Origin of the sequence: Streptomyces sp. NPDC001663, assembly GCF_042893105.1 — a bacterium.
GTDB lineage: Bacteria > Actinomycetota > Actinomycetes > Streptomycetales > Streptomycetaceae > Streptomyces.
The window spans coordinates 758980-780492 of sequence record NZ_JBIAUR010000002.1; the positions used below are offsets into that span (position 1 = coordinate 758980).

Sequence of the window (21513 nt, forward strand, 5' to 3'; positions counted from 1 at the left end):
CCGTAGCGCCTGGACGCGACATATGGTCATGAACGTGGCTGGACTTCTCGGCTGGCCGGGTGGATGGATCGCTCTGCTAGGCATCTCGACCTATACGCCGAACTGGGTCGTGTGGATCTTTATGCCGTACTTCATCTACGGATTCTATAGGTTCTTCAACCAACTCACGTACTTCCCCTGGGCCTTCCGTATGCGCCGTGTTCTGCGAGAGTATCCGTGGCAGCTCCTCGAAGGAGTTCCTAGCGGGCTCGGCAAGCACCCCGAAGCTCGAGACGACGGAATCTGGTTCGAGTTCCAGAACCCGGCCAATCCCAAGGAGAAGATCCCGTTGGTGTTCATCAAGCACCAACGGTCTTACTGGTGGATGAAGCGCCTGGACGGCCCCCGCACCAAACCCCACCGCCGAGCACAGATCGAACCTCTCTGGTTCGCCGGCGACCCGCGCTTCCTCTCAGTCGTCGCAGCGCCGGGTCGAGGCGGCAAGGCACCCAAGCGGTTTCACATGCTCTACCAGCGTCCGGCGTTCGACAGCCGCTGTGCGCCTGAAAGTTGGGGTGCAACGCCAGCTGATCTTGAGCACGCTAGCCGTGCCGGTGCCCGGAACCTCGACGCCCTCTCGCAATCCCCCGTCTAGAAGCGAGCACATAGGAGCCATGACGGCATCGGCAACGAACTTCATCCTTCATCCGAGCCTGGCCGAAGAGGGAGACGGCATCTGGTTCGCGACTCCCGCTGGGTTCACGACGCTGCCCCTTGAAGCCCTTCTTGAGCCGGCCACCTCCCCCGGCGCTGCGGAGCTGCGTGAGGCGCTTGCCCCCATCCTCGCCTCTGCGCCTGACGAACTGTCCCGCCAGAGCTTCATGGCGAACCTCTCCGCTGCCCAACGAATGGTGAACATCCTGCGCGTGGCAGGCACGGTCCACTGTTCCCTCGGACTACACCGCGATGACACCGGTGACGGTGACGGCGGCGTGTTGCTCTCCTTGTTCGCCGTCGGTTGGGTGGCCACGGCGTGGGCACCGCGAGGTGTCAATGCTGCCCGGGCTGTTGCGACGGCCGAGGGCCACACGGACATCGAGTACGCCGAACTCCCTTGTGGGCCCGCCACGTTCAGCGAGACGGTTCGCACACCCACCGCCGAGTCCGGACTGCCTCGTCAGCCATTGCTTCAGATCCACGCCAACCTTCCACACCCGGACGGCAACCGTCTGGCCGTTCTGACGCTCAGCACGACGGCCGTGGCCCACCGTGAGCACTACCGAGACATCCTCAGGCAGATCGCGGGGATGGCCAGTTTCGAGGATCCGTTCTCGCCTGTCGCGGATGAACAGGAACGAGGAAGGAAGCGAGAACTCTCGTAGTCGTGTCAGAGCGTCTCGGCATGACCGCGGGCGACGTGGAGACCATCGAGTTGGGCGGTCTTCCTCCCTTGACCGTGGATCTCCTGATCAGGCTGTCCACGGTGCTGGATCTCGCGGTGGACCTGCGTGTCGTCTCCGGCACCGACTCCGCGGACAACAGCGTGTCCGTGGCCCAGATGCTCACCGCCTGGCAGCACGCTGCCGAGATCCACTCCGACCCCGAACTGCTGGCATGACTGATCGGGAACCGAGCCTTGGCCATCACGCGTCAGGGCCCAGGACTGATCGCCGAGACGCCCTGATCAGCGCTCAAGGCCGGGCTCTGTCCCCGATTGGGCACCGATTTGGGCCCACGGACCCATGCTGCCCGGACGCCCCCTCCGTCGATCCGTGTCATGAACCACCGGAGAGGGGCCCGGCGGAAGTTGCCCGGATCTGCGTGAACGCACCCCTCCGCTCGGGGAGTTGAGGAGGGGCGGGCATGGCGTCCATCGGGGGAGTGCCGGGCACGGCACGGTATGGCCGTCCGGGCCGGGTGGACGCAGGAGTATACCCGCCTCCCTCTCCTCCGCCCTGGTCCTCGTCCACGTCCTCTTCGCGTTCACGATCGTCGGCGGCCTCGGTCTGCTGCTGACAGCAACGTCGTACGACGCCCTCGACGGCGGCGTACTCGCCCTCCTCGCCTACGCGGCAGCGCCCGGCACCCTCGGCTGGTGGCTGGCCCGGCGGACCTGGGAGGGAGGAGTCCGAGTCTGGCGCGGACTGGTCGCCGTACAGATCTGGCTGGTCCTCGCCTCGGTTCATCGAGCAGGCACAGCGCCAGGTGCGGGCGGCGAAGGGGAAGCCGATCGAGTGGAACTTCTCCAACGAGAAGGTGGCCAAGGCGACGGAGCAGGCCTTCGAGGACGCCGGCCTGGAAGACGTGATCGTCAAGTACACACCGGTGGAGAAATAGGAGCTGGGAAGCCGTATGTCGAGTGAAACGGTGGTGAGGGCGGCATGGTGGTCCCGCGCCGAACCCGTTGCGCAGCTGGCCGAGCGCTGGCTGGAGCTGCTGACCCGGTTGAGCGAGTTGTCCGAGGGCGCACTGGCCGAGTGGCGCTGGGACGAGGACGCCCGCAACCCGGGTCAACAGGTTCCGGCCCGCTCCGAGGACTTCGCCAGGGCGCTGGAGGCGGCCAATACGCACGATGATCTCGACATCCTCGGCTACAAGGCGAACGTGACCGTCACACAGCCGGACGGCGGATACGCCCACTGCCGGGTGCAGGCGGGAGGCACCAACGGATATTCGCCGTTCACGGCCGTACTGCAACTGTTCCCCGGTCCGGACGCCACGGCGGCTCCTCTCACGGGCCGCAGTGCCGAGGCGCTCGCGATCCTGGCCGGGGTGTGGGACGCCGACTACGGACTCACCTACGACCGCGCACTGTTCAAGCAGGTCAAGACCGCGTTCGGCCTGACGGCGGCGCACCCTCGTTGCGGCTGGTCCGTCCACCTCTCCGCTCACCGCGCCGCCCGCGTCCCCACCGACTTCCCCGCCCGTCGCCTGCCGGCCGACCACGGCGGTCTCGTCCTCGACCTCGCGGACACCCCCGGCGGGACCCCGGCCACGGAAACGGTCCTGGCCGCCCACAAGGCGTTGACGGACAGCGGCTCCCTGGAACCCCTGCCCGTCCCGGCCACGCGCCCGAAGCTGTGAGCTGCCCAATGCCCACCCCCACGTACGTCTCCACCCTCGAAGACCACCTCACCCGCCCCCTCCCCGACGAGGGCTTCCACCTGCTGAAGCTCCACGAGAGCCGGGACTTCTCCTCCGCCGACCCGGACGACGACTGGGGCGAACTCATGCGTGTCAGCGGTGAGTTCGAGGCGGAACTCCAGGACCTGGCGACCGCCCTCGACGCCCGCTGGGGTCCGCACAAGGAGATGTCCATGGAGGACTACGCCTTCCTGGACCCGGACGATGACGACAGTGACCTCCCGCCCCTCTTCCGCGAACTCGTCCACCAGGGATGGTTCGGCGACCTCCTCTACTGGCACACAGGCGACCACGTCGTCGCCGCAAGCGTCGGCCACGAGGACAAGGAGGAGCCGGTGGTCCTGTTCGCGGCGGTGACCGGCTCCGCCGAGGGGTTTCCACAACGCTGAGGGAGACGGGCGACTACTTTCAGCGGATCGTCGGGCGACGAGGTATACAGCCCAAGCACTCTTGAGGGGTATCGCCCGGGCCCCGGAGTGGGACTTCGGGTCCGGTTCCCGCCCTGGTCAACCCCGGTCCCAGGCTGTGATCGGGGTGATTGGGAGTGCATTTGGGCCCACGGGCCCATCTCGGGCAGGCCGCCCCTCCCTACCCTCTGGCGGAGTAGTGGGCCAACAGCGGTAAGTCCGCATGCAGTTGAGGAGGGGACATGGCCTCGATCGGGGGAACGCCGGACTTCGGGGCAACGTGGACGACGGGGAACGGCGGGCGCCGGAACATGCCCACCCCCCTCGCCTCCGCCCTGATCCTCACCCACGCCCTCTTCGCGTTCACGATCATCGGCGGCCTCGGCCTGCTCCTCACCGCCACCTCCTACGACGCCCTCGACGGCGCCGTACTCGCCCTCGTCGCCTACGCCGCCGCGCCCGGCACCCTCGGCTGGTGGCTGGCCCGGCGCAGCTGGGAGGGCGGGGTCCGGGTCTGGCGTGGTCTGGTCGCCGTACAGGTGTGGCTGATCCTCAGCGGCGTCGCCAACCTCGTCGACGGATCGGCCCGCGGCGGCATGCAGCTCGTCCTGCCGGTCCTCATCCTCTGCTTCCTGCTCCGCTCGGAGAGCCGTCGCTGGTACGAACTCCCCGAACTGGACCGCGCCGAGCATCGCCCCTTCTCCCTGGCCCGCATGATCCGCTGGCGCCGGGACGACGGACAGACCGCGGTGGAGTACGCCGGTCTGGTCGCCATCGTCGCCGCGATCATCACGGCGCTGCTCGTCAGCGGGCTCGGTACCCAGATCTACGGCGGTATCGAGGCGCAGATCTGCAAGGTCGCCGGGATGGGCTGCCCGGCCCCGTCGGGCGGCGGCACGGACGTCAACGCCGGGAAGGGCAACACCGGCGGCGACGGAACCACCGGCGGGACCACAGCGGGCAACGGGGGCAGCGACGGCGACGACCCCGCGGGCGACACCCGGACCACCGACAACAACGGCAACGAGCCCAAGGACGGCGACACCGCAGACAAGAAGGACGACAAGAAGGACGACAAGAAAGACGACGGCTGTTTCTCCGGCTTCGGTGCCTTCTTCGGCTGTGCCGGCAACCAGGTCAAGCAGGTCGGCGAAGGCCTCTTCGTCGACGGCGTCTGGGGCGACCTCACCGGCATCTACGACATGGTCCGCCACCCCCTCGACACGCTCAGCGGCATCGCCGACTACGGCAAGCAGCTCGGCAGCGACTGGATGGACAACTCCAAGGACGCCCGCGACAAGTGGTCCAAGGGCGACTACCTGGGCGCCGTCCTGGGCTGGGGCGACGCCTCGCTGAAGACCGGCGGAACCGTCCTCTACGACATGTTCATCGGCGACGACGTGGCCGACGACTGGAACAACGGCAACAAGACCCGCGCCGTCAGCCATGTCCTGTGGAACGTCGGCTCCCTCTTCATCCCCGGGTACGACGTCGCCAAGGTCGGCGAGAAGATCGGCGATCTCGGCAAGCTGGGCAAACTCGGGAAGCTCGGGAAGCTCGCGGAAAAGGCCGGCAAGGCGGCGGAGGACGCCAAGAAGGCGGCCAAGGCCGGTGACGTCGCCGGCGCGAGGAAGGCCGCGAACGAGGCGCAGGAGGCGGCCGACGAGGCCGCGGAGAAGGCCAGGAAGAACGGGTGCCTCGTGGGGATGGCGCCGCGGGCCCGCGTCCCCTACGGCGGAGGCGTGTTGCCGCCCGATTCCTCGGGTGGCGTCGTTGCGGCGGCTTATGCACGGCCTCGCACCACCGCGACCACCGCGACCACCGCAGCCACGGCGGCCACGGCGGCGGTGTACACACGACCGCGTACGACCCTGTCACACGCGACCACGACCGTTGCCCTTCGGTCCGGCCCGGCGTTCGCCCTCCAGGCCGATGCAAAGAAGTGCGACACCGACGACCAGAACGCGGCACGCGATGCACAGCAGAAGGCCCTGGAGGCCCGAGCCGAGGCGGCGAAGGCAGCCATCAAGAAGGGCAAGCTGAGCATCGACGACCGCAATATCGACGACTTCGTCAAGAACGCCAAGGACAACCCCGGGAAGGGGGAGATCGGCAAGAAGCAGGCGGCGGACGCGCTCGATGAGCTGACCGACCTCGCGGCACGTGGCAACGTCGATCGCGTGGGCGCGAGCAAGCTCGGCTCCGAGGTGACCAACTCGCGCAATGCCAGCAGGCTCGAGGAGATGCTCGCCGAGGTCCGCGGAGTGCGGCGTGCCTCGGAGGACGCAGCAGAGGGCAGCACCGTGCACACGGCCGTCGGCTCGGAACACAACAGGCCGCAGGTCGAGGTGGCACCGGGGGAGACGGTGGATGTGTCGGACGTTCCGGACGCGGACGTCCTCTACAAGGGCAAGGACGGGAAGATCCACCTTGTCGAGGTGAAGAACACCGTGAACCCGACGCGTCAGCCGGAATTCGTCGGCAAGGTCGACACGCTTTCCGCCTGGAAGAAGGGCGATCCGAACCGAACGGCTCGCGTCGAAATCGACAAGAGCGACAAATGGACGGAGATTTTCCGGCCCATCAAGGGGAAGAAGGTCTCACCGGCGCAGCTCATGGACGAGAAAGGAATCGACGCACGGATCGGCGACGCGAACTTCACGTCCAAGCAATTGGGGGACATGCAGCGGGCGTTGGAGGAGAAGTTCAGTCGGGGCGAGCAGATCGACTGGCAGCGGCTGAACGACGACCCGAACGGGGCGCTGCATTACCTCGGCCTGGAGTGAAGCCGGTCAGCCGCCGAACCAGACCACGGTACGGACGTTCTCCTCACCGTGGAGCTCGGCCAGCGTGCGCATCACGCTCCACACCGGCTGCCACGGGCCCTCGGGCGGCACCAGGTCGCGGTAAGTGGGCACGACGGGACGGTAGACGTCCGATCCCAGAGGGAGTTCGCCGTCCTCGGGCCACCGGGACGGAGCGATGTTGCCCTCGCCGAAGGCCGCCTCGGCCGGCTCGTACAGCTCGCCCGGGAGCACGGTCAACTCGCCCGGCACCACCGTGCCTTCGCTGTCACGGAGCCAGCGGCGCACCCAGTGCCGGGACCGGCCGTCGGTGCACGGTGCGTCCCAGTCGACCGCCGACACGTCCTGCCACGAGAACCACGAGCGACTGTGGCCTCCGTATTCGTCCGCCTCGGCGCGCACCGGGTCCGAAACGTCGAAAGGGAGGTCACGATCGGCGAAGAGCGACTTGACGGGCTCCACGCTTCGGACGTCGAAGAGGGCCGACCACGATGGGTAATCATGCGCATCATGCAAATGCCGGAGCTCGGCGAAGGGTTCCCACTCGACGTATTCGGCGTTGTATCGACCGGCCCACGCCCGGCATTCCAGCCATCCATGCAAGTCGGTACTCATACGGCGACTCTAGCCAACCCGCCGACCGGTACGACGGCGCCCGGCCACGGAAAGGGGCCTCGCCACCCGCTGGGGTCCGCACAAGGAGATGCAGTGACAGACTTGGCCGGGTTTTCACAACACTGAGGGGGACGGGCGATGGGTGACCATTTCCAGCGGATCGTCGACGTCGAGGTGAGTGTCGACGAGGCGGGGCCGCTGGCGGCGCGCACGGTCGAGTGGCTGGTCGAGCAGGGGGTGATCACGAGGGAGTTGTCGGACGACGGGGTGTACAGCCCGAGCACTCTCGAGGGATACCGCCCGGGCCCCGATTGGCAGCGGGCGGTGGCCGTTCCCGAAGCGGCTTGGCCACCCGGCCCCCTGGCCGTGATGGCCGGACGGGACTACTACGTCGAGGGCCAGGGAACGGACGAGGCCGACCACGCGACCTGCCCGCGCTGCACCTCACGCACGGTGATCACCGACTATCCCGAGTCCTTCGAACCGGACGAGGAGGTGTGGCGCCCGTTCCGGGATGCCGTCGACGCCTGGAAGGCGACGGGGGAAGCCGACGTCACCTGCCCGGCCTGCGGCACCGCCGTCCCCATCACGGAATGGGACTTCGGCTCCGGCTTCCTTCTGGGCGCCCTCGCGTTCGACTTCTGGGGCTGGCCACCGCTCGCCGACGGATTCGTCGCGGAGCTGGGCAGGCAGTTGGGACACCGTACGGAGCAACACACGGGAAAATTCTGAGACCTGCCCGAACTTGCCGACCGGTACGGCCGAGGACCCGAGGACGTACAAGTGCTCGCAAATCTCTTCACCGTCACGGAACTTGAGCCGCCGACCTTCCGCAGCGCACTGGCCGACCTGCTGGCCGTGCAGGACGAGGCGGTCGACGTGGCCGACACGGACGGAGACCAGGAAACCCGACGCTGGGACGCACCCGTCCTGTGCACTTACCGCGTGCTGCCCCTCGGCGACCTGGCGTTGGAGCTCGACCTCTACGTCGAGGACCGAACGGCCGGCGCCCTCACGGAGGCGGGCCTGGCACAAGGCCTCGCGCTGCGGACGACGACCTCGGTCCTCCACCCCGCCCTGGACCTCGACCTGCCCAGCGCCTACCGGGTCGCGACCCGGGACGGACGTTCCGTGCGCTGCCGGCTCGAGGCGATCGACTCCGACGAGGACACGACGTACCGGGTCGACGTGATGGAGGAGAAGGTGGCCGATCTCCCTCGCGCGAAGGTGGAGATCCTCCCCGAGATCCTCGAGCACGAACGCATCGCGACGCCTGTCTCCGACGCCTTCCTCGCCACGTTCCCCACGGGACAACTCGTGACCGAGGTCGACGACGACCATGCGGAGGGCTTGCGCACCGTCTTGTCCCACCTCGACGCGGACTTCCGCAAATGGACCTACCCAGGCACGCAGCCGGACCCCGAACGCTGGTGGTGGCACCGAACCCCGAGCCCGAGGAGCATCCCCTGGTGACCTCGAAGACGACCCCGAACCGGCCATGGAGCCATGTCGAGGACACCCTGCGGCAGCGCTACGTCACCGACGTCCTCGTACCCGGCTGGATCGAGCGGGAGGAGGGGCAGGTGCCCGAGTTCCGCCCGCAGCCCCTCGTCGTGCACGTCCTGCTCGACGAGGGGGCGCTGCGGCTCGAATCGGTCGGCCAGTACGACCAGTTGGCGGTCCGTGTCGTGGACTCCGTCACGGTGGACGGCGTGGAGCTCTTCGAGCGCGTCAAGGAGGAGACGGAGGACGAGATCGCCTTCGCGTCCTGGGGTGAACAGCTCTTCGGCGACGGCTGGTCCCGCCTGCGCTGCACCACCGTCCGCCCGTTCACGGACGCCGGCTCGAACCCCGAGGAGAGCCTGGTGAAATGCCTCGCCCTCGAACTCGAGTCCCGCTACTGGCTCTTCTTCGACCCGACCTGGACCTTCGGCATCAGGATCGGAAACGCCGAGGACATGCGCCGCTGGGAGCGGGAGAAGTAACCCCGCAGACCTGCTGCCCGAAGCCCGAAGCCCGCTCAGGCGTCGACCGCCACCTCCACCCGCGCCCCGACCCGCAACCCCCAGCCCGCCATCACCCCGGCCTCGGCCTCCAGCACATGCCGCGAACGGAACCGCGGCAGTCCCAACCGCCAAGGCTTCATGGTGTGTACGGCGATGACGCCGAGGTCGCGGTCGACGTAGGCGACGTCGATCGGCATCCGCATCCGAAACGTGTGCACGCTGTTGGCGGGCGAGAGCAGGATCGCCCCGTCGAGGGAGTCCCGCCCCAACAACCCTTTGGTACGGGCGCGGTAGGAGGTCGCGATCTCCAGCGGAACGGCGACCACGCTCGCCCCGCCCGCACCGTGCACGATCAACTTCCCCCGCCCGTCCTGCCATCGCCGCCCCATACCGAGCCACCTCCCGTTGCCGCTGCTGCCCGCTGCGCGAACCGAACGTATCCGCACGGGAGTGGGCCCCACATGGGCCCAGGGACCCATGCCCTCCCGCCCGCACCGCGCATAAGGTCCCGCCGTGCGCACACTCCTCACCCTCGTGGCGGCCCTGTGGGGCGCGGGAACGGGCCTGCTCCTGCCCCGCGCGGCCCACCGCTTCTCGGTCGACCCGGGCCGACCGTGGAGCGACCACTGCCCGGGCGGCCACCGGATCACGGGCGCATTCGCCGGCTGGCTGGGCAGAGCGAACTGCCGGCAGAGCGAGGAGGCGGAGCAGTGCGGCCCGTACGGCCCGAGCGCGGTGACCGTCTCCACGACAACGGCCCTCACCTGCACAGCACTTGCCGCCGCCACCGCCCCCCACCCCGAAACCGCGGTCTGGCTTCTCGCCACCCCCGTCGCCGTCCTCCTGGCCCTGATCGACTACCGAGTCCACCGCCTCCCGGACGCCCTGACCCTCCCCCTGGCCGCAGGCACCGCCGCCCTCCTCGGCCTCGCCGCAGCCCTGCCCACCGCCACGGGCTCCTGGCCCACGTCCCTCCTCGGCGGCCTGACCCTGGGCGCCGCCTACCTCCTCCTCTTCCTCATCAATCCCTCCGGCATGGGCTTCGGCGACGTAAAACTCGCCCTGTCCCTGGGCACAGCCCTCGGCTGGTACGGCTGGCAGATCCTCCTGACAGGCGCTTTCGCGGGTCTGCTCTACGGCGCCCTGTACGGCCTCGGCATGGTGGTACTGCGACGCGCGGGCCGCAAGTCGGCGATCCCACTGGGGCCGTTCATGATCGGCGGGGCGTTCACGGGGCTGGTGCTGGGAGCTTTCGCTGCCGCATGACGGCGCGGCGACTCGTAAAGGTGTTGTCCGGTTCGTTCCCGTGAGGGTAGGAAGGCGTCATGACTGGACTCGGTGCTGTGTTCCGACCTCAACTGCCTCCCGAGCGGCTGCGGGACGTCGCCCGTCTCGCCGACGAGAGCGGGCTCGAGGAGCTCTGGCTCTGGGAGGACTGTTTCCGGGAGGGCGGGATCTCCACCGCCGCTGCCGCCCTCGCCTGGACCGAGCGGGTGCGGGTCGGCGTCGGGCTGCTGCCCGTGCCCCTGCGCAACGTCGCCATCACCGCCATGGAGATCGCCGCTCTGCACCGGATGTTCCCCGGGCGCCCCGTCGTCGGCGTCGGGCACGGCGTGCAGGACTGGATGGGGCAGGTCGGGGCGCGCGTCGAGTCGCCGGTCACCCTGCTGCGGGAGCATCTCCTCGCGTTGCGCGCCCTGTTGGGCGGGGAGCGCCTCACCACCAAGGGGAGGTACGTCCGCCTCGACGACGTCGCGCTCGACTGGCCGCCCGCCGGGCCCGTGCCCGTCATCGCCGGCGCCACCGGGCCCCGTTCGCTGCGGCTGGCAGGGGAAGCGGCCGACGGCACCATCCTCACCGCGTCCACCACGGCCGACGGCGTACGGCAGGCCCGTCAACTCATCCAGCAGGGACGGGAATCGGCCGGCCGCACCGAACCGCACGAAGTCGTCGTCTACCTGCTCACCGCCACCGGACCGGACGCCGCCGCCCGGCTCCGCGCCGAACTCGTCGACGAGGGGCTCGAGTCCGTCCCGGAGCTCGGGGTCGCCGGAGACGCCGGGGCCGTCGCGAAGGCCGTTCAGCGGCTGGCCGAGGCCGGGGCCGACCGGGTGATCCTCCAGCCGACGGGGGACGAGCCCGACCCGGAGGGCTTCGTGCGCTTCGTGGCGGAACAGGTTCGGCCCCTCGTGCCGTGACCCACGTGACGGCCCACACCGAGACCACGAAGGCCGAGCTCCCGTGAACGAGCCGCTGCCCGCCCCCTGGCACCTCCCCTTCGAGCTCGCCTGGGAAGCCTTCCGGGCGGGCAGCCGGCCCGTCGGCGCGGTCGTCGTCGACGCCGCGGGCGAGGTGGTTGCCACCGGGCGGAACCGGAGCCAGGAACCCGTCGCCCCGCCCGGTCAGCTCGCCGGTACCAACATCGCCCACGCCGAGATCAACGCCCTCGCCCAACTCCCGGCCTGGCGGCGCCACGACGGCCACCGGCTCTACACCACCCTCGAGCCCTGCCTGCTGTGCAGCAGCGCCCTCATCCACAGCCGCGTCCGCCACGTCGTGTACGCCGCACCCGATCCGCTCTGGCGCGGCATCGAGGACGTACCGCTCGTCGGCGGACTGATCGCCGAACGCTGGGCACGGCGGGAAGGCCCCGTCGACGGGCCGCTCGCCACGTTCGGCGCGCTGCTCATGCAGCTGTGGGGCGTGCTCCACAACCCGGACGAGGTCGACCCCACCGCCACCCGCACCGTCCGCCGCTGCCTCGCAGCAGCCGACGGCCTCCTCGAAGCCCCGACGGCGCAGTCGGCGTACGACCTGCTCCGGCCCCACCTCTGACAGGACCGATCACCCCATGCCCCACAGCGAACTCCACCGCTTCGAAGACCTCGTGGCCGAGGGCGCCGCCGTCCCCACCGAGGGATGGGACTTCTCCTGGTTCGAGGGCCGGGCAACGGAGGAGCGGCCCTCGTGGGGGTACGCCGTCTCCCTGGCCGACCGGCTCGCCGCGGCCGGTGCCGCGCTGGACGTCCAGACCGGGGGAGGGGAGGTCCTCGACTTCGCGCTCGGCCGGGCCGCGAAGGCACCGGTGCTCACCGCCGCGACCGAGGGCTGGCCGCCGAACGTCGCCAAGGCCACCGCCCGGCTCCGCCCCCGCGGCACGGTGGTCGTCGCCGCCCCCGAGGACGCTCCGCTGCCCTTCGCGGACGGTGCCTTCGACCTGGTCAGCAGCCGGCACCCGGTGGCTCCGCACTGGACGGAGATCGCCCGCGTACTGGAACCCGGCGGCACCTATTTCGCCCAACACGTCGGCCCCGGCAGCGCGTTCGAGGTCGTCGAGTACTTCCTCGGCCCCCAGCCCGACCAGAACCTCGGCGCCCGCCACCCCGACCGCGAACGCGCCGCCGCCGAGGCCGCCGGCCTCGAGATCGTCGACCTGCGTGCCGAGCGGCTCCGCATGGAGTTCCACGACATCGCAGCCGTCGTCCACTTCCTCCGCAAGGTGATCTGGATGGTCCCCGACTTCACCGTCGAGGCCTACGAGCCCCGCCTGCGCGCCCTGCACGAGCAGCTCACCGCCCACGGCCCTTTCGTCGCACACAGCACCCGCCACCTCTTCGAGGCCCGCAAGCCGCACCACCGATGAGCAGCCCTATGCGTGGGGCCCCGCCGTAACCTCCCCCACCACCAACTCGGCCTCCGCCTCCAGCACGTCCCCCACCCGGCCCACCTGCTCGCCCAACTCCCGTTCCTGCCGCGCCGTCAGCCGCCCGAGCGGCTCCACCGTGACCGTCGTACGACGTCCCCGGCGCCGCTGGTGCCAGACGCCCGCCACCACACCGTCCAGCAGCAGCACCGGGTAGTTGCCCGCCTGGCCGCCCGCCAGCGCCCGCCGGTATGCGGCCCCCGGGAACAGCGATTCCCGGGGTTGCGCGGCAATGCCGTACGCATCGAAGTACGGCAGCAGTCGGACCCCGCGCACCCGCCCCTGCGGGAACGCCGTGTCGCCCGCCGTGACCCACCACCCGGGCGCGCCCTCGAAGACGACCTCCTCGATCTCCCCGGACTCGGCCAGCCTCCCGAACAGCTCGGTGCTCCAACCTCCCGGCGCCGCCAGCCACTTGGCGAAGTTCTGCGGGGTCGACGGGCCGTACGCGCGCAGGTATCGGCGGACGAGATCCTGCAGCGCCTCGTCCGGGGGCAGCGGGGTGAAATGCGGCGGGCGGGTGTACGTCACCCTGCGGCCCCGGTTCGGGCCGAAGCACAGCGCGCCGGACTGGCCCGCCCGGTGCAGCACCTGCCGCCAGCGCGGCCACAGGTCCTGGAAGGCGGGCATCACCCGGTCGCCGGCCCAGGAACCCGTGCGGGCGACGACCTCCTCGCCCAATTCGTCGACGGTCAGACAGGCGCCCTCGAGCGCGTCCCCGATCGCCGCCACGATCCGCCGCGCCTGCTCCTCGGTGACCCGTGCGTCCGGCGCGAACGGGCTCGTCCCGGACGGCAGCGCGGGCAACGCCGAGCACCACAAGGGCAGTTCGCGCGCGGGGAGCAGATGCACGGTCCCGCGCGGGCCGTGCGTCTTCACCAGCGAGCGGTCCTCCCACAGCGCGGCTCGCACGTCCGCCCTGGTCACCGTGTCCGCCCGCACCCCCACCGACACCTCCGCCGCCGACAGCACCTGGGCATGCGCGCCCAGCATCGCGCCGACGACTTCCGCGACCGGCGTGCCGCTGTCTGCGGGCGTGGCCAGGAACTGCCGTTCCAAACGGCGCGCGCTCGCCTCGTTCCACGTGATCGTCGTGGTCATGAGTCGACGCTAGGCCCGAACCAGGTCGGACGCCGTCCTACATGGCGAGGCCCCTGGAAATCCCACACCGGCCTCCACACCCCCGTACCGGACAATCAGCGCATGAAGGACGGATCGCACCCGCACATTCGCAGGTCGGGTGCGGTTTCCACATTGTTATCGAGGTCGGCTCGCCTCGAGCTGTATCCCTCACGTAAGTTCAGACCAAGGTAATTCGCGTGAGCAAAGCCGCGCGGGCGGCACCGCGCAGTGGAGGGGGCTGCGCGGTGCCTTTCCTCCATCAGGCCCGCGTCAACGTGCCGCGTCACCCGGTCGGGGGATGCGAGGGCGGCGGGGAATCCGCTGTGATTTGGCCATGAATCGGCCACGGAGCAGCCCATCCGTGGCCACCCGCGCGTCGCCGTTCGATTTCGGAGAGTAGTTGTGGCACGCCGATGCACGCAGCATCACTTACGAAGGGTTATGGTGGAAACCCCCCCTCGGGCCGGTCCGTCTCCCCCCCACGGACCGGCCCGTTTTTTGTGTGCGGACGGACGCCCACGGTCCCCATGCCCTCCCCGGCCCGCGCCCGGTTCAAGCGGCCGCGCGGCGGAATCCCCTGCGCCCGGCACCCGTTGGCGGCGGCCCGGCGCGGCAGGGGTAGGCTTCGCCTCCGGGGACCGTCATACGGAGATCCCGGACCGCCATACGGACAGGGCCCGCCCTCGGCCGAGCCGCCGAGCCCGGGCCGCGCCTGTCCGATCCGTACGGAGGGGCTGACAATCACGTGAACCTGCGCGACAAGCTGCGCAGCCTGCTGGTCAGGCTGTACGCACGCCGGGTGGAAGGTCACCTGGACCACGCTCAGGTGCCCAAGCACATCGGCGTCATCATGGACGGCAACCGGCGCTGGGCGAAGGCCTCTGGTTCCACCACCGTGCACGGCCACCGGGCCGGCGCCGAGAAGATCGAGGAGTTCCTCGGCTGGTGCAGCGAGACGGACGTCGAGGTCGTCACCCTCTGGCTGCTGTCGACGGACAACTTCGACCGGCCCCAGGAAGAGCTCGGCCCGCTGCTCGGGATCATCGAGGACGTCGTACGGACCCTTGCGGCGGACGGCCGCTGGCGGGTGCACCACGTCGGGACCCCCGACCTGCTGCCCTCCCAGATGCAGACCGCGCTGAAGGAGGCCGAGGAGTCCACCGCCGGCATCGACGGGATACTCGTCAACGTCGCCATCGGCTACGGCGGCCGCCAGGAGATCGCCGACGCCGTGCGGTCGATGATGCTCGACGCCGCCGACAAGGGCACCTCGCTGGAGGAGCTCGCCGAGTCCGTCAGCGTCGACGCGATCGGCCGTCACCTCTACACCGGCGACCAGCCCGACCCGGACCTCGTGATCCGTACCAGCGGCGAGCAGCGGCTGTCCGGATTCATGCTGTGGCAGACCGCGCACTCCGAGTACTACTTCTGCGAGGTCTTCTGGCCGGCCTTCCGCAAGGTGGACTTCCTGCGCGCCCTGCGCGACTACGCGGCGCGACACCGGCGTTACGGCGGCTGACACGCCGCACCCCCCTGAGCGGGCGCGAGTACCCCAATATGGGACGGATGTAACAAGGAGTTCACCAGGGCGCCGTCATTTGCGTCGGCATGGTGACGCATGTTCGAGGGCATAAGCCAGTCAGGTCGATGCCCGAACCACGGGTGTCGGATCTCAGCGGACGGCACGGGGCCGTCCGCCCGGGAGGCCCTTTGCACCAGCCCGATCGTGCGGTCACTGCACGGACGACAAGGCGGAGGGCCGGTTCTCGGCCCGTGCAATGCGGCCGTCGACCGGTCCAGCTCCACTCCGTCGCTCCCCGACCTCATCCGAGGGGGTACGTCCTTCCGTGGTGACCAGCACAAAGCGCCACAAGCCAGACCGGCGCACCTATGTTCTCGACACCAGCGTTCTGCTGGCCGACCCGAACGCCCTGAGCCGCTTCGACGAGCACGAGGTTGTGCTCCCCATCGTCGTGGTCACAGAGCTGGAGGCCAAGCGGCACCATCCCGAACTCGGCTACTTCGCCCGGCAGGCCCTGCGGCTGCTCGACGAGTTCCGGGTCCGGCACGGTCGCCTCGACGCCCCCATCCCGATCGGGGAACTCGGCGGGACCGTACGTGTCGAGCTCAACCACTCGGACCCCAGCGTTCTGCCTTCCGGCTACCGCCTGGGGGACAACGACTCCCGCATCCTCGCGGTCGCCCGCAATCTGCAGGCCGAGGGATTCGACGTCACCGTCGTCTCGAAGGATCTGCCGCTCAGGATCAAGGCCTCGTCCGTGGGTCTCCTCGCCGAGGAGTACCGCGCCGAACTCGCCATCACGGACTCCTCCGGCTGGACCGGAATGTCCGAACTGACCCTGCCCGCCGAGCAGGTGGACGTCCTCTTCGAGGAAGGGCACGTCTACGTCCCCGAGGCGGCCGACCTGCCCGTGCACACCGGCCTGACCATCCACTCCGAGCGCGGCAAGGCGCTCGGCAGGGTCACGGCCGAGGGCAACGTCCGCGTCGTGCGCGGCGATCGGGAGGCGTTCGGCATCAAGGGCCGCAGCGCCGAGCAGCGGATCGCGCTCGACCTGCTCCTCGACCCGGACGTCGGGATCGTCTCCATGGGCGGCCGGGCCGGCACCGGCAAGTCGGCGCTCGCGCTGTGCGCGGGTCTGGAGGCGGTGCTGGAGCGACGCCAGCACCAGAAGGTCATGGTCTTCCGGCCGTTGTACGCGGTCGGCGGGCAGGAGCTCGGCTATCTGCCCGGCTCCGAGGCCGAGAAGATGAGCCCCTGGGCGCAGGCGGTCTTCGACACGCTGTCCGCGGTCACCAGCCGCGAGGTCATCGAAGAGGTCACCGCGCGCGGGATGCTCGAGGTCCTTCCGCTCACCCACATCCGCGGACGCTCGCTGCACGACGCGTTCGTCATCGTGGACGAGGCGCAGTCACTGGAAAGGAATGTGCTTCTCACCGTTCTGTCCCGAATCGGCGCCAATTCGCGGGTGGTTCTCACCCATGACGTGGCACAAAGGGACAATCTGCGCGTCGGTCGCTACGACGGTGTCGTCGCCGTCGTGGAAAAGCTGAAGGGGCACCCGCTCTTCGCGCACGTGACGCTGACCAGGTCCGAGAGGTCCCAGATCGCGGCCCTTGTGACCGAAATGCTCGAAGACGGCCAAATCTGAGGTAATTGGGGCCAGTTGGCGCCGTCCCGCAAAGGCTGCGAGCCTAGCGGGGCGGCGCCTTCGCGTGTTGCGGTTTCTCAAAATCCCTTGGGTCAAACGGGATGTGAGCTTTCACACGCAACTCAGAATTGCCACCCGGCGTCCGGTTACGGCAGAGTCTCACTCCTGTCAGGCCCCGCATACGACACACCTGTACCCCCAGCGGTACGGCACCACAGAAGCACCACAGCTAACTCCACAGCGTTGTCGTATGCCGCCCGAGCACCACGCGGCGCTCCCCGCAAGGGAGTTGCCCACCGGGCCCGCGCCTCCCGTGACCCCGTAGTTGGGAGGCCAGAGCCAAGGGGCACGATTGCGTCCGCCAGGGTCACCGAAGCGGGCGATGCTGGAAGGAAACCGTGTGAGCCGGATTTCGGTCCGGGGATTCGCAGTGGCCTCGGCCACCGCGGTCACCGCCGTCGGAAGCGTTGTCGGCGTTGCCTCGGGCAGCACCGCGCAGCCCAACGACGCCGAGGCGACGGCAGCCGACACCACGCTGCTCGCGGACATACCCACGGGCCAGCAGGCCCAGGTGCAGACCGCATCCCTGACGCAGCAGGCCGACGCCCAGGCCATCCAGGCCGACGCGAGCGCCAAGAAGGACGCCGAGGAAGCCGCCCGCAAGGCCGCCGCCGACACCGCGGTCGCCAAGAAGGAAGCGGCGGAGAAGGCGGCCAAGGAGGCGAAGGAGCGCGCCGAGGCCAAGACGAAGGCCAGCCGCAGCAGCGCCGACTTCCCGGTCCAGAGCTCGTACTCCATCGCCGAGATCCAGTCGATGGCACGGCAGATGGTCCCGAGCGGCCAGTTCCAGTGCTTCAGCAACATCGTGGACCACGAGTCCAGCTGGAACTACCACGCGGTCAACGCCTCTTCCGGCGCCTACGGCCTCTTCCAGGCGCTGCCCGCCTCCAAGTACTCGTCCGTCGGCTCCGACTGGCAGACGAACCCGGCCACCCAGATCAAGTGGGGCCTGAACTACATGAACAGCCGGTACGGCAGCCCGTGCGAGGCCTGGTCGTTCTGGTCGGCCAACCACTGGTACTGAGCCGCCGAGGCCCGCGGCCTCGCCTCTCAACCTTGCGCAGCCCCTCCCCGTCCTAGGGGGAGGGGCTTTCGCCATCTGCGGCCGGACGCCCTGTACGGTCGGACGCAACGACTCCGGGGGGAGTGGTGGGGAGAGACGGGGGAAGAGGACGGATCATGTCGCGAGTGCCAGGGTGGCTCGGTCGTATCGGTGCCGGACTGACCGAGGTGAGTGAGCGGTTGGACGAGCGCCGCGCCGAGGTGGAACGCGAGGAGGCCGAGGCCGACCCACTGCCGCCGCGCCCGGACGCGGACCACGCCACCCCGCCGCCCGCCGAGCACGTGACCGTCGTACCGGCCCGCCCCGACCCGGCGCAGGCGGTGCCCTGGGGTGTGCGCGTGGCCGCCGAGGCCGGCTGGCGGCTGCTGATCCTGGCGGGCACGGTCTGGGTCCTGATGCGGGTCATCAGCGCCGTACAGCTCGTCGTCTTCGCCTTCGTGGTCGCGCTGCTCATCACGGCTCTGCTGCAGCCGACGGTGGCACGTCTGAAAAGCTACGGCGTGCCGCGCGGCCCGGCGACCGCCCTCACCGCGATCTTCGGCTTCGTCGTGCTGGGGCTGCTGGGCTGGTTCGTGACCTGGCAGGTCATGGAGAACATCGACAACCTCTCCGACCAGATCCAGAACGGCATCGACGACCTGCGCAACTGGCTGCTGAAGAGCCCCTTCCACGTCACCGACAAGCAGATCAACCAGATCGCCAAGAACCTGCGGGAGGCGGTCGGCGCCAACACCGACCAGATCACCTCCGCCGGGCTCGAGGGCGTGACGGTGGTCGTCGAGGCGCTGACCGGCATTCTGCTGACGTTCTTCTCGACCCTCTTCCTGCTGTACGACGGCAGGCGCATCTGGGAGTGGACGCTCAAGCTCGTCCCGGCGGCGGCGCGGCCGGGTGTCGCGGGCGCGGGTCCGCGGGCGTGGCGCACGCTGACGGCCTATGTGCGCGGCACGGTGCTGGTGGCGCTGATCGACGCCATCTTCATCGGCCTGGGCATCTACTTCCTCGACGTACCGATGGCCGTACCGCTCGCCGTGTTCATCTTCCTGTTCTCGTTCATCCCGCTCGTGGGCGCGGTGGCGTCCGGCGCGCTGGCGGTGGTCGTCGCGCTGGTCACCCAGGGCGTGTTCACGGCCGTGATGACGCTGGTGGTGGTCCTGGCCGTCCAGCAGATCGAGGGCCACATCCTGCAGCCGTTCATCCTCGGCCGCGCGGTCCGCGTCCACCCGCTGGCGGTGGTCCTGTCGGTCGCGGCGGGCGGCATGGTCGCGGGCATCGGCGGCGCGGTGGTGGCCGTACCGCTGGTGGCGGTGTCGAACACGGTGGTGGGTTATCTGCGGGCGTACTCGGCGGAGCAGACCCGTGCCGACGCCGGTGCCGGCGGTCAGCAGGCCACTCCGGCGATCGAGGACAAGGCCGTTCAGGCCGAAGGACAGTCCGGGGATGCGGCCCCCGGGGACGGCACCGAAAACGCCGAGGACCCCGCCCGCCAAGGGTGAACGGCGTCCACACCCTCACCTCCGCGGCTGCTTGAAATACGTCCCCCAATCGGTCAAATGAGCGCCGAACAAAGCTATTTGGGTGGGCCCGCGGCTCAACTTCCGTCACCTCGGGACAGGTCGGAAATCTCCGGACGGAATATGCGCCCGGCCTGATACACATTCCCCCCTCAGCGCTACGCGTGAGGCGTATGTGCGATCTGGCTGGGGCGGCGAGGGGCGTGATGTCGGGCTATGAGCTGCTGGCGCGGGCCCTGGGCGAGTGCGGGCGTGAGGGGCTGAGCGGTGAGCTGCGGGTGGGCGGGCAGCCCGGTGGGACCTTTCATCTGCGGGGCGGGCTCGTCGTCGCCGTGGAGTCGCCCGGGGCGCCGGGGGCGGAGGCGCTGCTGCTGCGGTCCGGGCGGGTGAGCGGGGAGCAGTGGGCCGCGCTGGTGCGGGAGGCCGGGGGCACGCGCTGGCCGGCCGCCGGGCTCATCGCCCACGGTTACGCCGGAGCCGCCCAGCTCAGGGTGGTGTGCATGATGGCGCTGCAGGACGCCGCGTTCGCGATCGTCGCGGGCCGGGTCGACGGCTGCGAGCGCACCGCCCCGGGCTTCGAGCCGCCCGCCCCGGTCCCCGTCGGCGAACCTCCCGCCCGGCTCCTGGAGGACGCGGCCCGCAAGATCGCCGCCCTCGCCGCGCTGCCCCACCCCATCCACCCCGACCGCGAACGGCCCGTCCCCACCCGGCGGTTCGACGGCCCGCTCACCGAACTTCGGCGCGACCTGTTCACCCACGCCGACGGCCGCCGCACCGCCCGCGACCTCGCCTTCCGCACCGGTCGCGGCGTCTACACCGTCACCGTCGAACTGGCCCGCATGCTCGCCGAGGGCCTCATGGAGTACGCCCCGCCGCCCGCCCCGATCCCGGTCCGCACACCCCCCGACGGCATACGCCACCGCACACCCCCGCCCCCGGCACCGCCCCCACCCGAACCGCCCGCCCCCACCGACCTCCCGCGCCGCAGGCCGGGCGGCTTCTTCCGGCTCCGCAACGGAACCCCGAGATGACCGAAGCCCTCAATCCCCAGCTCACCAGATCCCTGAATCCCAAGAAAAAATACGGGAGTTGACCACATGGACCACGAAGCCCTCGCGCACGAGATGCGTGGCCTGCGAGAGCAGGTGACCGGCATCACCGACACCGCGGTCGCGGCGGCCGACGGGCTGCTCATCGCGGCCGACACCGCCGACTCGATCGACCCGGAAGGGCTCGCCGCGCTCGCCGCGGCCGGCCTCGGTCTCGCCCGCCGTACCGCCCAGGCGACCGCCCGCGGCACGCTGCGCCAGACCGTGACGTACGGCAGCCACGGCTGTGCCGCCTTCTACGCGGTCGGCGACACCGCCCTGATGGTCGTCCTGGGCGACGAGGGCATGGACGTGGACCGACTGCACCGGGCCACCCAGCCCGCCCTCGACCGGATCGGCTCGATCCTCATGAACAAGACAGCAGAAGGAGTCTGAAGGGATGGCGACAAAGCGTATGACCCCCGGTTTCTCCGACCAGGTGATGGGCCTGGTCAAGTCCTTGCGAACCGACGCCCCGGACTGCGTGGCCTCGGGCGTCGTAGACATGTCCACCGGCATGCTGCTGTCGTACGAGACCGTCGACAACCATCCGCCGGAGGTCCTGGACCTGCTGGCGGGCGCGACCCTCGACCTGTTCCAGGGGCGCACGGTCGTGATGATCGAGGACGTCTTCAAGGAGCGTCGTGGGATGCAGAGCGAGAACCACTTCTTCCAGGAGATCCTCGTGAACAGTGAGAACCTCACCCACCTGTTCGTGCGCATGAACGAGCAGCAGGACGTCGTCGCCGTCGTCGTCTGCCGCAAGTCGGTCAACGTCGGCATGCTGTTCGCACAGGTACGACGGGTGGTGCGCGAGTACAGCCTGTGAGACGCG

General features: G+C 69.7%; 24 protein-coding genes. 21 read left to right on the forward strand and 3 right to left on the reverse strand.

Annotated elements, in window-relative coordinates; genetic code table 11:
- Window positions 1-34 precede the first annotated feature (34 nt).
- From ACFY1L_RS09785 to ACFY1L_RS09815, 7 genes are all read left to right on the forward strand, one after another.
- Window positions 35-634, forward strand: coding sequence for a hypothetical protein (locus tag ACFY1L_RS09785; protein WP_388820731.1), 600 nt, complete (start codon window positions 35-37; stop codon window positions 632-634).
- Window positions 635-653: 19 nt separating this feature from the next.
- Window positions 654-1361 carry a hypothetical protein gene (locus ACFY1L_RS09790; protein ID WP_388820733.1) on the forward strand — a complete coding sequence of 236 codons (708 nt, stop codon included), beginning with the start codon at window positions 654-656 and terminating at the stop codon, window positions 1359-1361.
- 2 nt (window positions 1362-1363) lie between these two features.
- Window positions 1364-1597, forward strand: a complete 234-nt coding sequence (locus tag ACFY1L_RS09795) for a hypothetical protein (RefSeq protein ID WP_388820736.1) — start codon at window positions 1364-1366, stop codon at window positions 1595-1597.
- Between the two features lie 587 nt (window positions 1598-2184).
- Window positions 2185-2316, forward strand: coding sequence for a hypothetical protein (locus ACFY1L_RS09800; protein ID WP_388820739.1), 132 nt, complete (start codon window positions 2185-2187; stop codon window positions 2314-2316).
- Between the two features lie 15 nt (window positions 2317-2331).
- The gene (locus tag ACFY1L_RS09805) at window positions 2332-3063 is read left to right on the forward strand and encodes a hypothetical protein (RefSeq protein ID WP_388820741.1); all 732 of its coding nucleotides are present in this window, start codon (window positions 2332-2334) and stop codon (window positions 3061-3063) included.
- 8 nt (window positions 3064-3071) lie between these two features.
- A complete protein-coding gene (locus tag ACFY1L_RS09810; RefSeq protein ID WP_388820744.1) occupies window positions 3072-3512 on the forward strand; it encodes a hypothetical protein in 441 nt (146 codons plus the stop codon).
- Window positions 3513-3772: 260 nt separating this feature from the next.
- Window positions 3773-6316 (forward strand): Flp family type IVb pilin, encoded by a 2544-nt coding sequence (locus tag ACFY1L_RS09815; protein ID WP_388820747.1) that lies wholly within the window; start codon window positions 3773-3775, stop codon window positions 6314-6316.
- Window positions 6317-6322: 6 nt separating this feature from the next.
- On the opposite strand, the gene ACFY1L_RS09820 is transcribed toward ACFY1L_RS09815, so the two are convergent.
- Window positions 6323-6796 (reverse strand): hypothetical protein, encoded by a 474-nt coding sequence (locus ACFY1L_RS09820; RefSeq protein ID WP_388820750.1) that lies wholly within the window; start codon window positions 6794-6796, stop codon window positions 6323-6325.
- Window positions 6797-7087: 291 nt separating this feature from the next.
- On the opposite strand from ACFY1L_RS09820, the gene ACFY1L_RS09825 reads away from it, so the two are divergent.
- From ACFY1L_RS09825 to ACFY1L_RS09835, 3 genes are read left to right on the forward strand one after another with little or no spacing between them, the layout of a single operon-like run.
- On the forward strand, window positions 7088-7681 hold the full coding sequence (locus tag ACFY1L_RS09825; protein ID WP_388820753.1) for a hypothetical protein: 594 nt from the start codon (window positions 7088-7090) through the stop codon (window positions 7679-7681).
- 51 nt (window positions 7682-7732) lie between these two features.
- A complete protein-coding gene (locus ACFY1L_RS09830) occupies window positions 7733-8422 on the forward strand; it encodes a hypothetical protein (protein ID WP_388820756.1) in 690 nt (229 codons plus the stop codon).
- Complete coding sequence (locus tag ACFY1L_RS09835; RefSeq protein ID WP_388820759.1) at window positions 8419-8934, forward strand: hypothetical protein; 516 nt, start codon at window positions 8419-8421, stop codon at window positions 8932-8934. The genes ACFY1L_RS09830 and ACFY1L_RS09835 overlap by 4 nt, the downstream gene beginning before the upstream one ends.
- A gap of 35 nt (window positions 8935-8969) precedes the next feature.
- On the opposite strand, the gene ACFY1L_RS09840 is transcribed toward ACFY1L_RS09835, so the two are convergent.
- Window positions 8970-9344 (reverse strand): DUF192 domain-containing protein, encoded by a 375-nt coding sequence (locus ACFY1L_RS09840; RefSeq protein WP_388820762.1) that lies wholly within the window; start codon window positions 9342-9344, stop codon window positions 8970-8972.
- A 124-nt stretch (window positions 9345-9468) separates the two neighbouring features.
- Between ACFY1L_RS09840 and ACFY1L_RS09845 the strand changes: the two genes are divergently transcribed.
- Genes ACFY1L_RS09845 through ACFY1L_RS09860 form a run of 4 tightly spaced genes read left to right on the forward strand, consistent with a single transcriptional unit; the run spans window position 9469 to window position 12598 of the window.
- Window positions 9469-10221, forward strand: a complete 753-nt coding sequence (locus ACFY1L_RS09845; RefSeq protein WP_388820765.1) for a prepilin peptidase — start codon at window positions 9469-9471, stop codon at window positions 10219-10221.
- A gap of 59 nt (window positions 10222-10280) precedes the next feature.
- A complete protein-coding gene (locus ACFY1L_RS09850) occupies window positions 10281-11153 on the forward strand; it encodes an LLM class flavin-dependent oxidoreductase (RefSeq protein WP_388820768.1) in 873 nt (290 codons plus the stop codon).
- A gap of 43 nt (window positions 11154-11196) precedes the next feature.
- Window positions 11197-11790, forward strand: coding sequence for a nucleoside deaminase (locus ACFY1L_RS09855; protein WP_388820771.1), 594 nt, complete (start codon window positions 11197-11199; stop codon window positions 11788-11790).
- Between the two features lie 16 nt (window positions 11791-11806).
- A complete protein-coding gene (locus ACFY1L_RS09860; RefSeq protein WP_388820774.1) occupies window positions 11807-12598 on the forward strand; it encodes a methyltransferase domain-containing protein in 792 nt (263 codons plus the stop codon).
- 6 nt (window positions 12599-12604) lie between these two features.
- Here the strand turns inward: ACFY1L_RS09860 and ACFY1L_RS09865 are convergent, their stop codons facing one another.
- Entirely contained in the window at window positions 12605-13759 is a 1155-nt protein-coding gene (locus tag ACFY1L_RS09865; protein ID WP_388820777.1) for a winged helix DNA-binding domain-containing protein, read from the reverse strand.
- Window positions 13760-14525: 766 nt separating this feature from the next.
- Here ACFY1L_RS09865 and ACFY1L_RS09870 point away from each other — a divergent pair.
- The 7 genes from ACFY1L_RS09870 to ACFY1L_RS09900 all read left to right on the forward strand — a co-directional run bounded on the left by ACFY1L_RS09870 (window position 14526) and on the right by ACFY1L_RS09900 (window position 21507).
- Entirely contained in the window at window positions 14526-15299 is a 774-nt protein-coding gene (locus ACFY1L_RS09870; RefSeq protein ID WP_388820780.1) for an isoprenyl transferase, read from the forward strand.
- A 328-nt stretch (window positions 15300-15627) separates the two neighbouring features.
- Entirely contained in the window at window positions 15628-16953 is a 1326-nt protein-coding gene (locus ACFY1L_RS09875) for a PhoH family protein (RefSeq protein WP_388820782.1), read from the forward strand.
- Between the two features lie 400 nt (window positions 16954-17353).
- Window positions 17354-18037, forward strand: coding sequence for a transglycosylase SLT domain-containing protein (locus ACFY1L_RS09880; RefSeq protein ID WP_388820785.1), 684 nt, complete (start codon window positions 17354-17356; stop codon window positions 18035-18037).
- A gap of 155 nt (window positions 18038-18192) precedes the next feature.
- Entirely contained in the window at window positions 18193-19572 is a 1380-nt protein-coding gene (locus ACFY1L_RS09885) for an AI-2E family transporter (RefSeq protein WP_388820788.1), read from the forward strand.
- Between the two features lie 224 nt (window positions 19573-19796).
- The gene (locus ACFY1L_RS09890) at window positions 19797-20621 is read left to right on the forward strand and encodes a MarR family transcriptional regulator (RefSeq protein ID WP_388820791.1); all 825 of its coding nucleotides are present in this window, start codon (window positions 19797-19799) and stop codon (window positions 20619-20621) included.
- Window positions 20622-20687: 66 nt separating this feature from the next.
- Window positions 20688-21074, forward strand: a complete 387-nt coding sequence (locus ACFY1L_RS09895; protein ID WP_388820794.1) for a roadblock/LC7 domain-containing protein — start codon at window positions 20688-20690, stop codon at window positions 21072-21074.
- A gap of 4 nt (window positions 21075-21078) precedes the next feature.
- Entirely contained in the window at window positions 21079-21507 is a 429-nt protein-coding gene (locus ACFY1L_RS09900) for a hypothetical protein (RefSeq protein ID WP_361266008.1), read from the forward strand.
- Window positions 21508-21513: the final 6 nt, after the last annotated feature.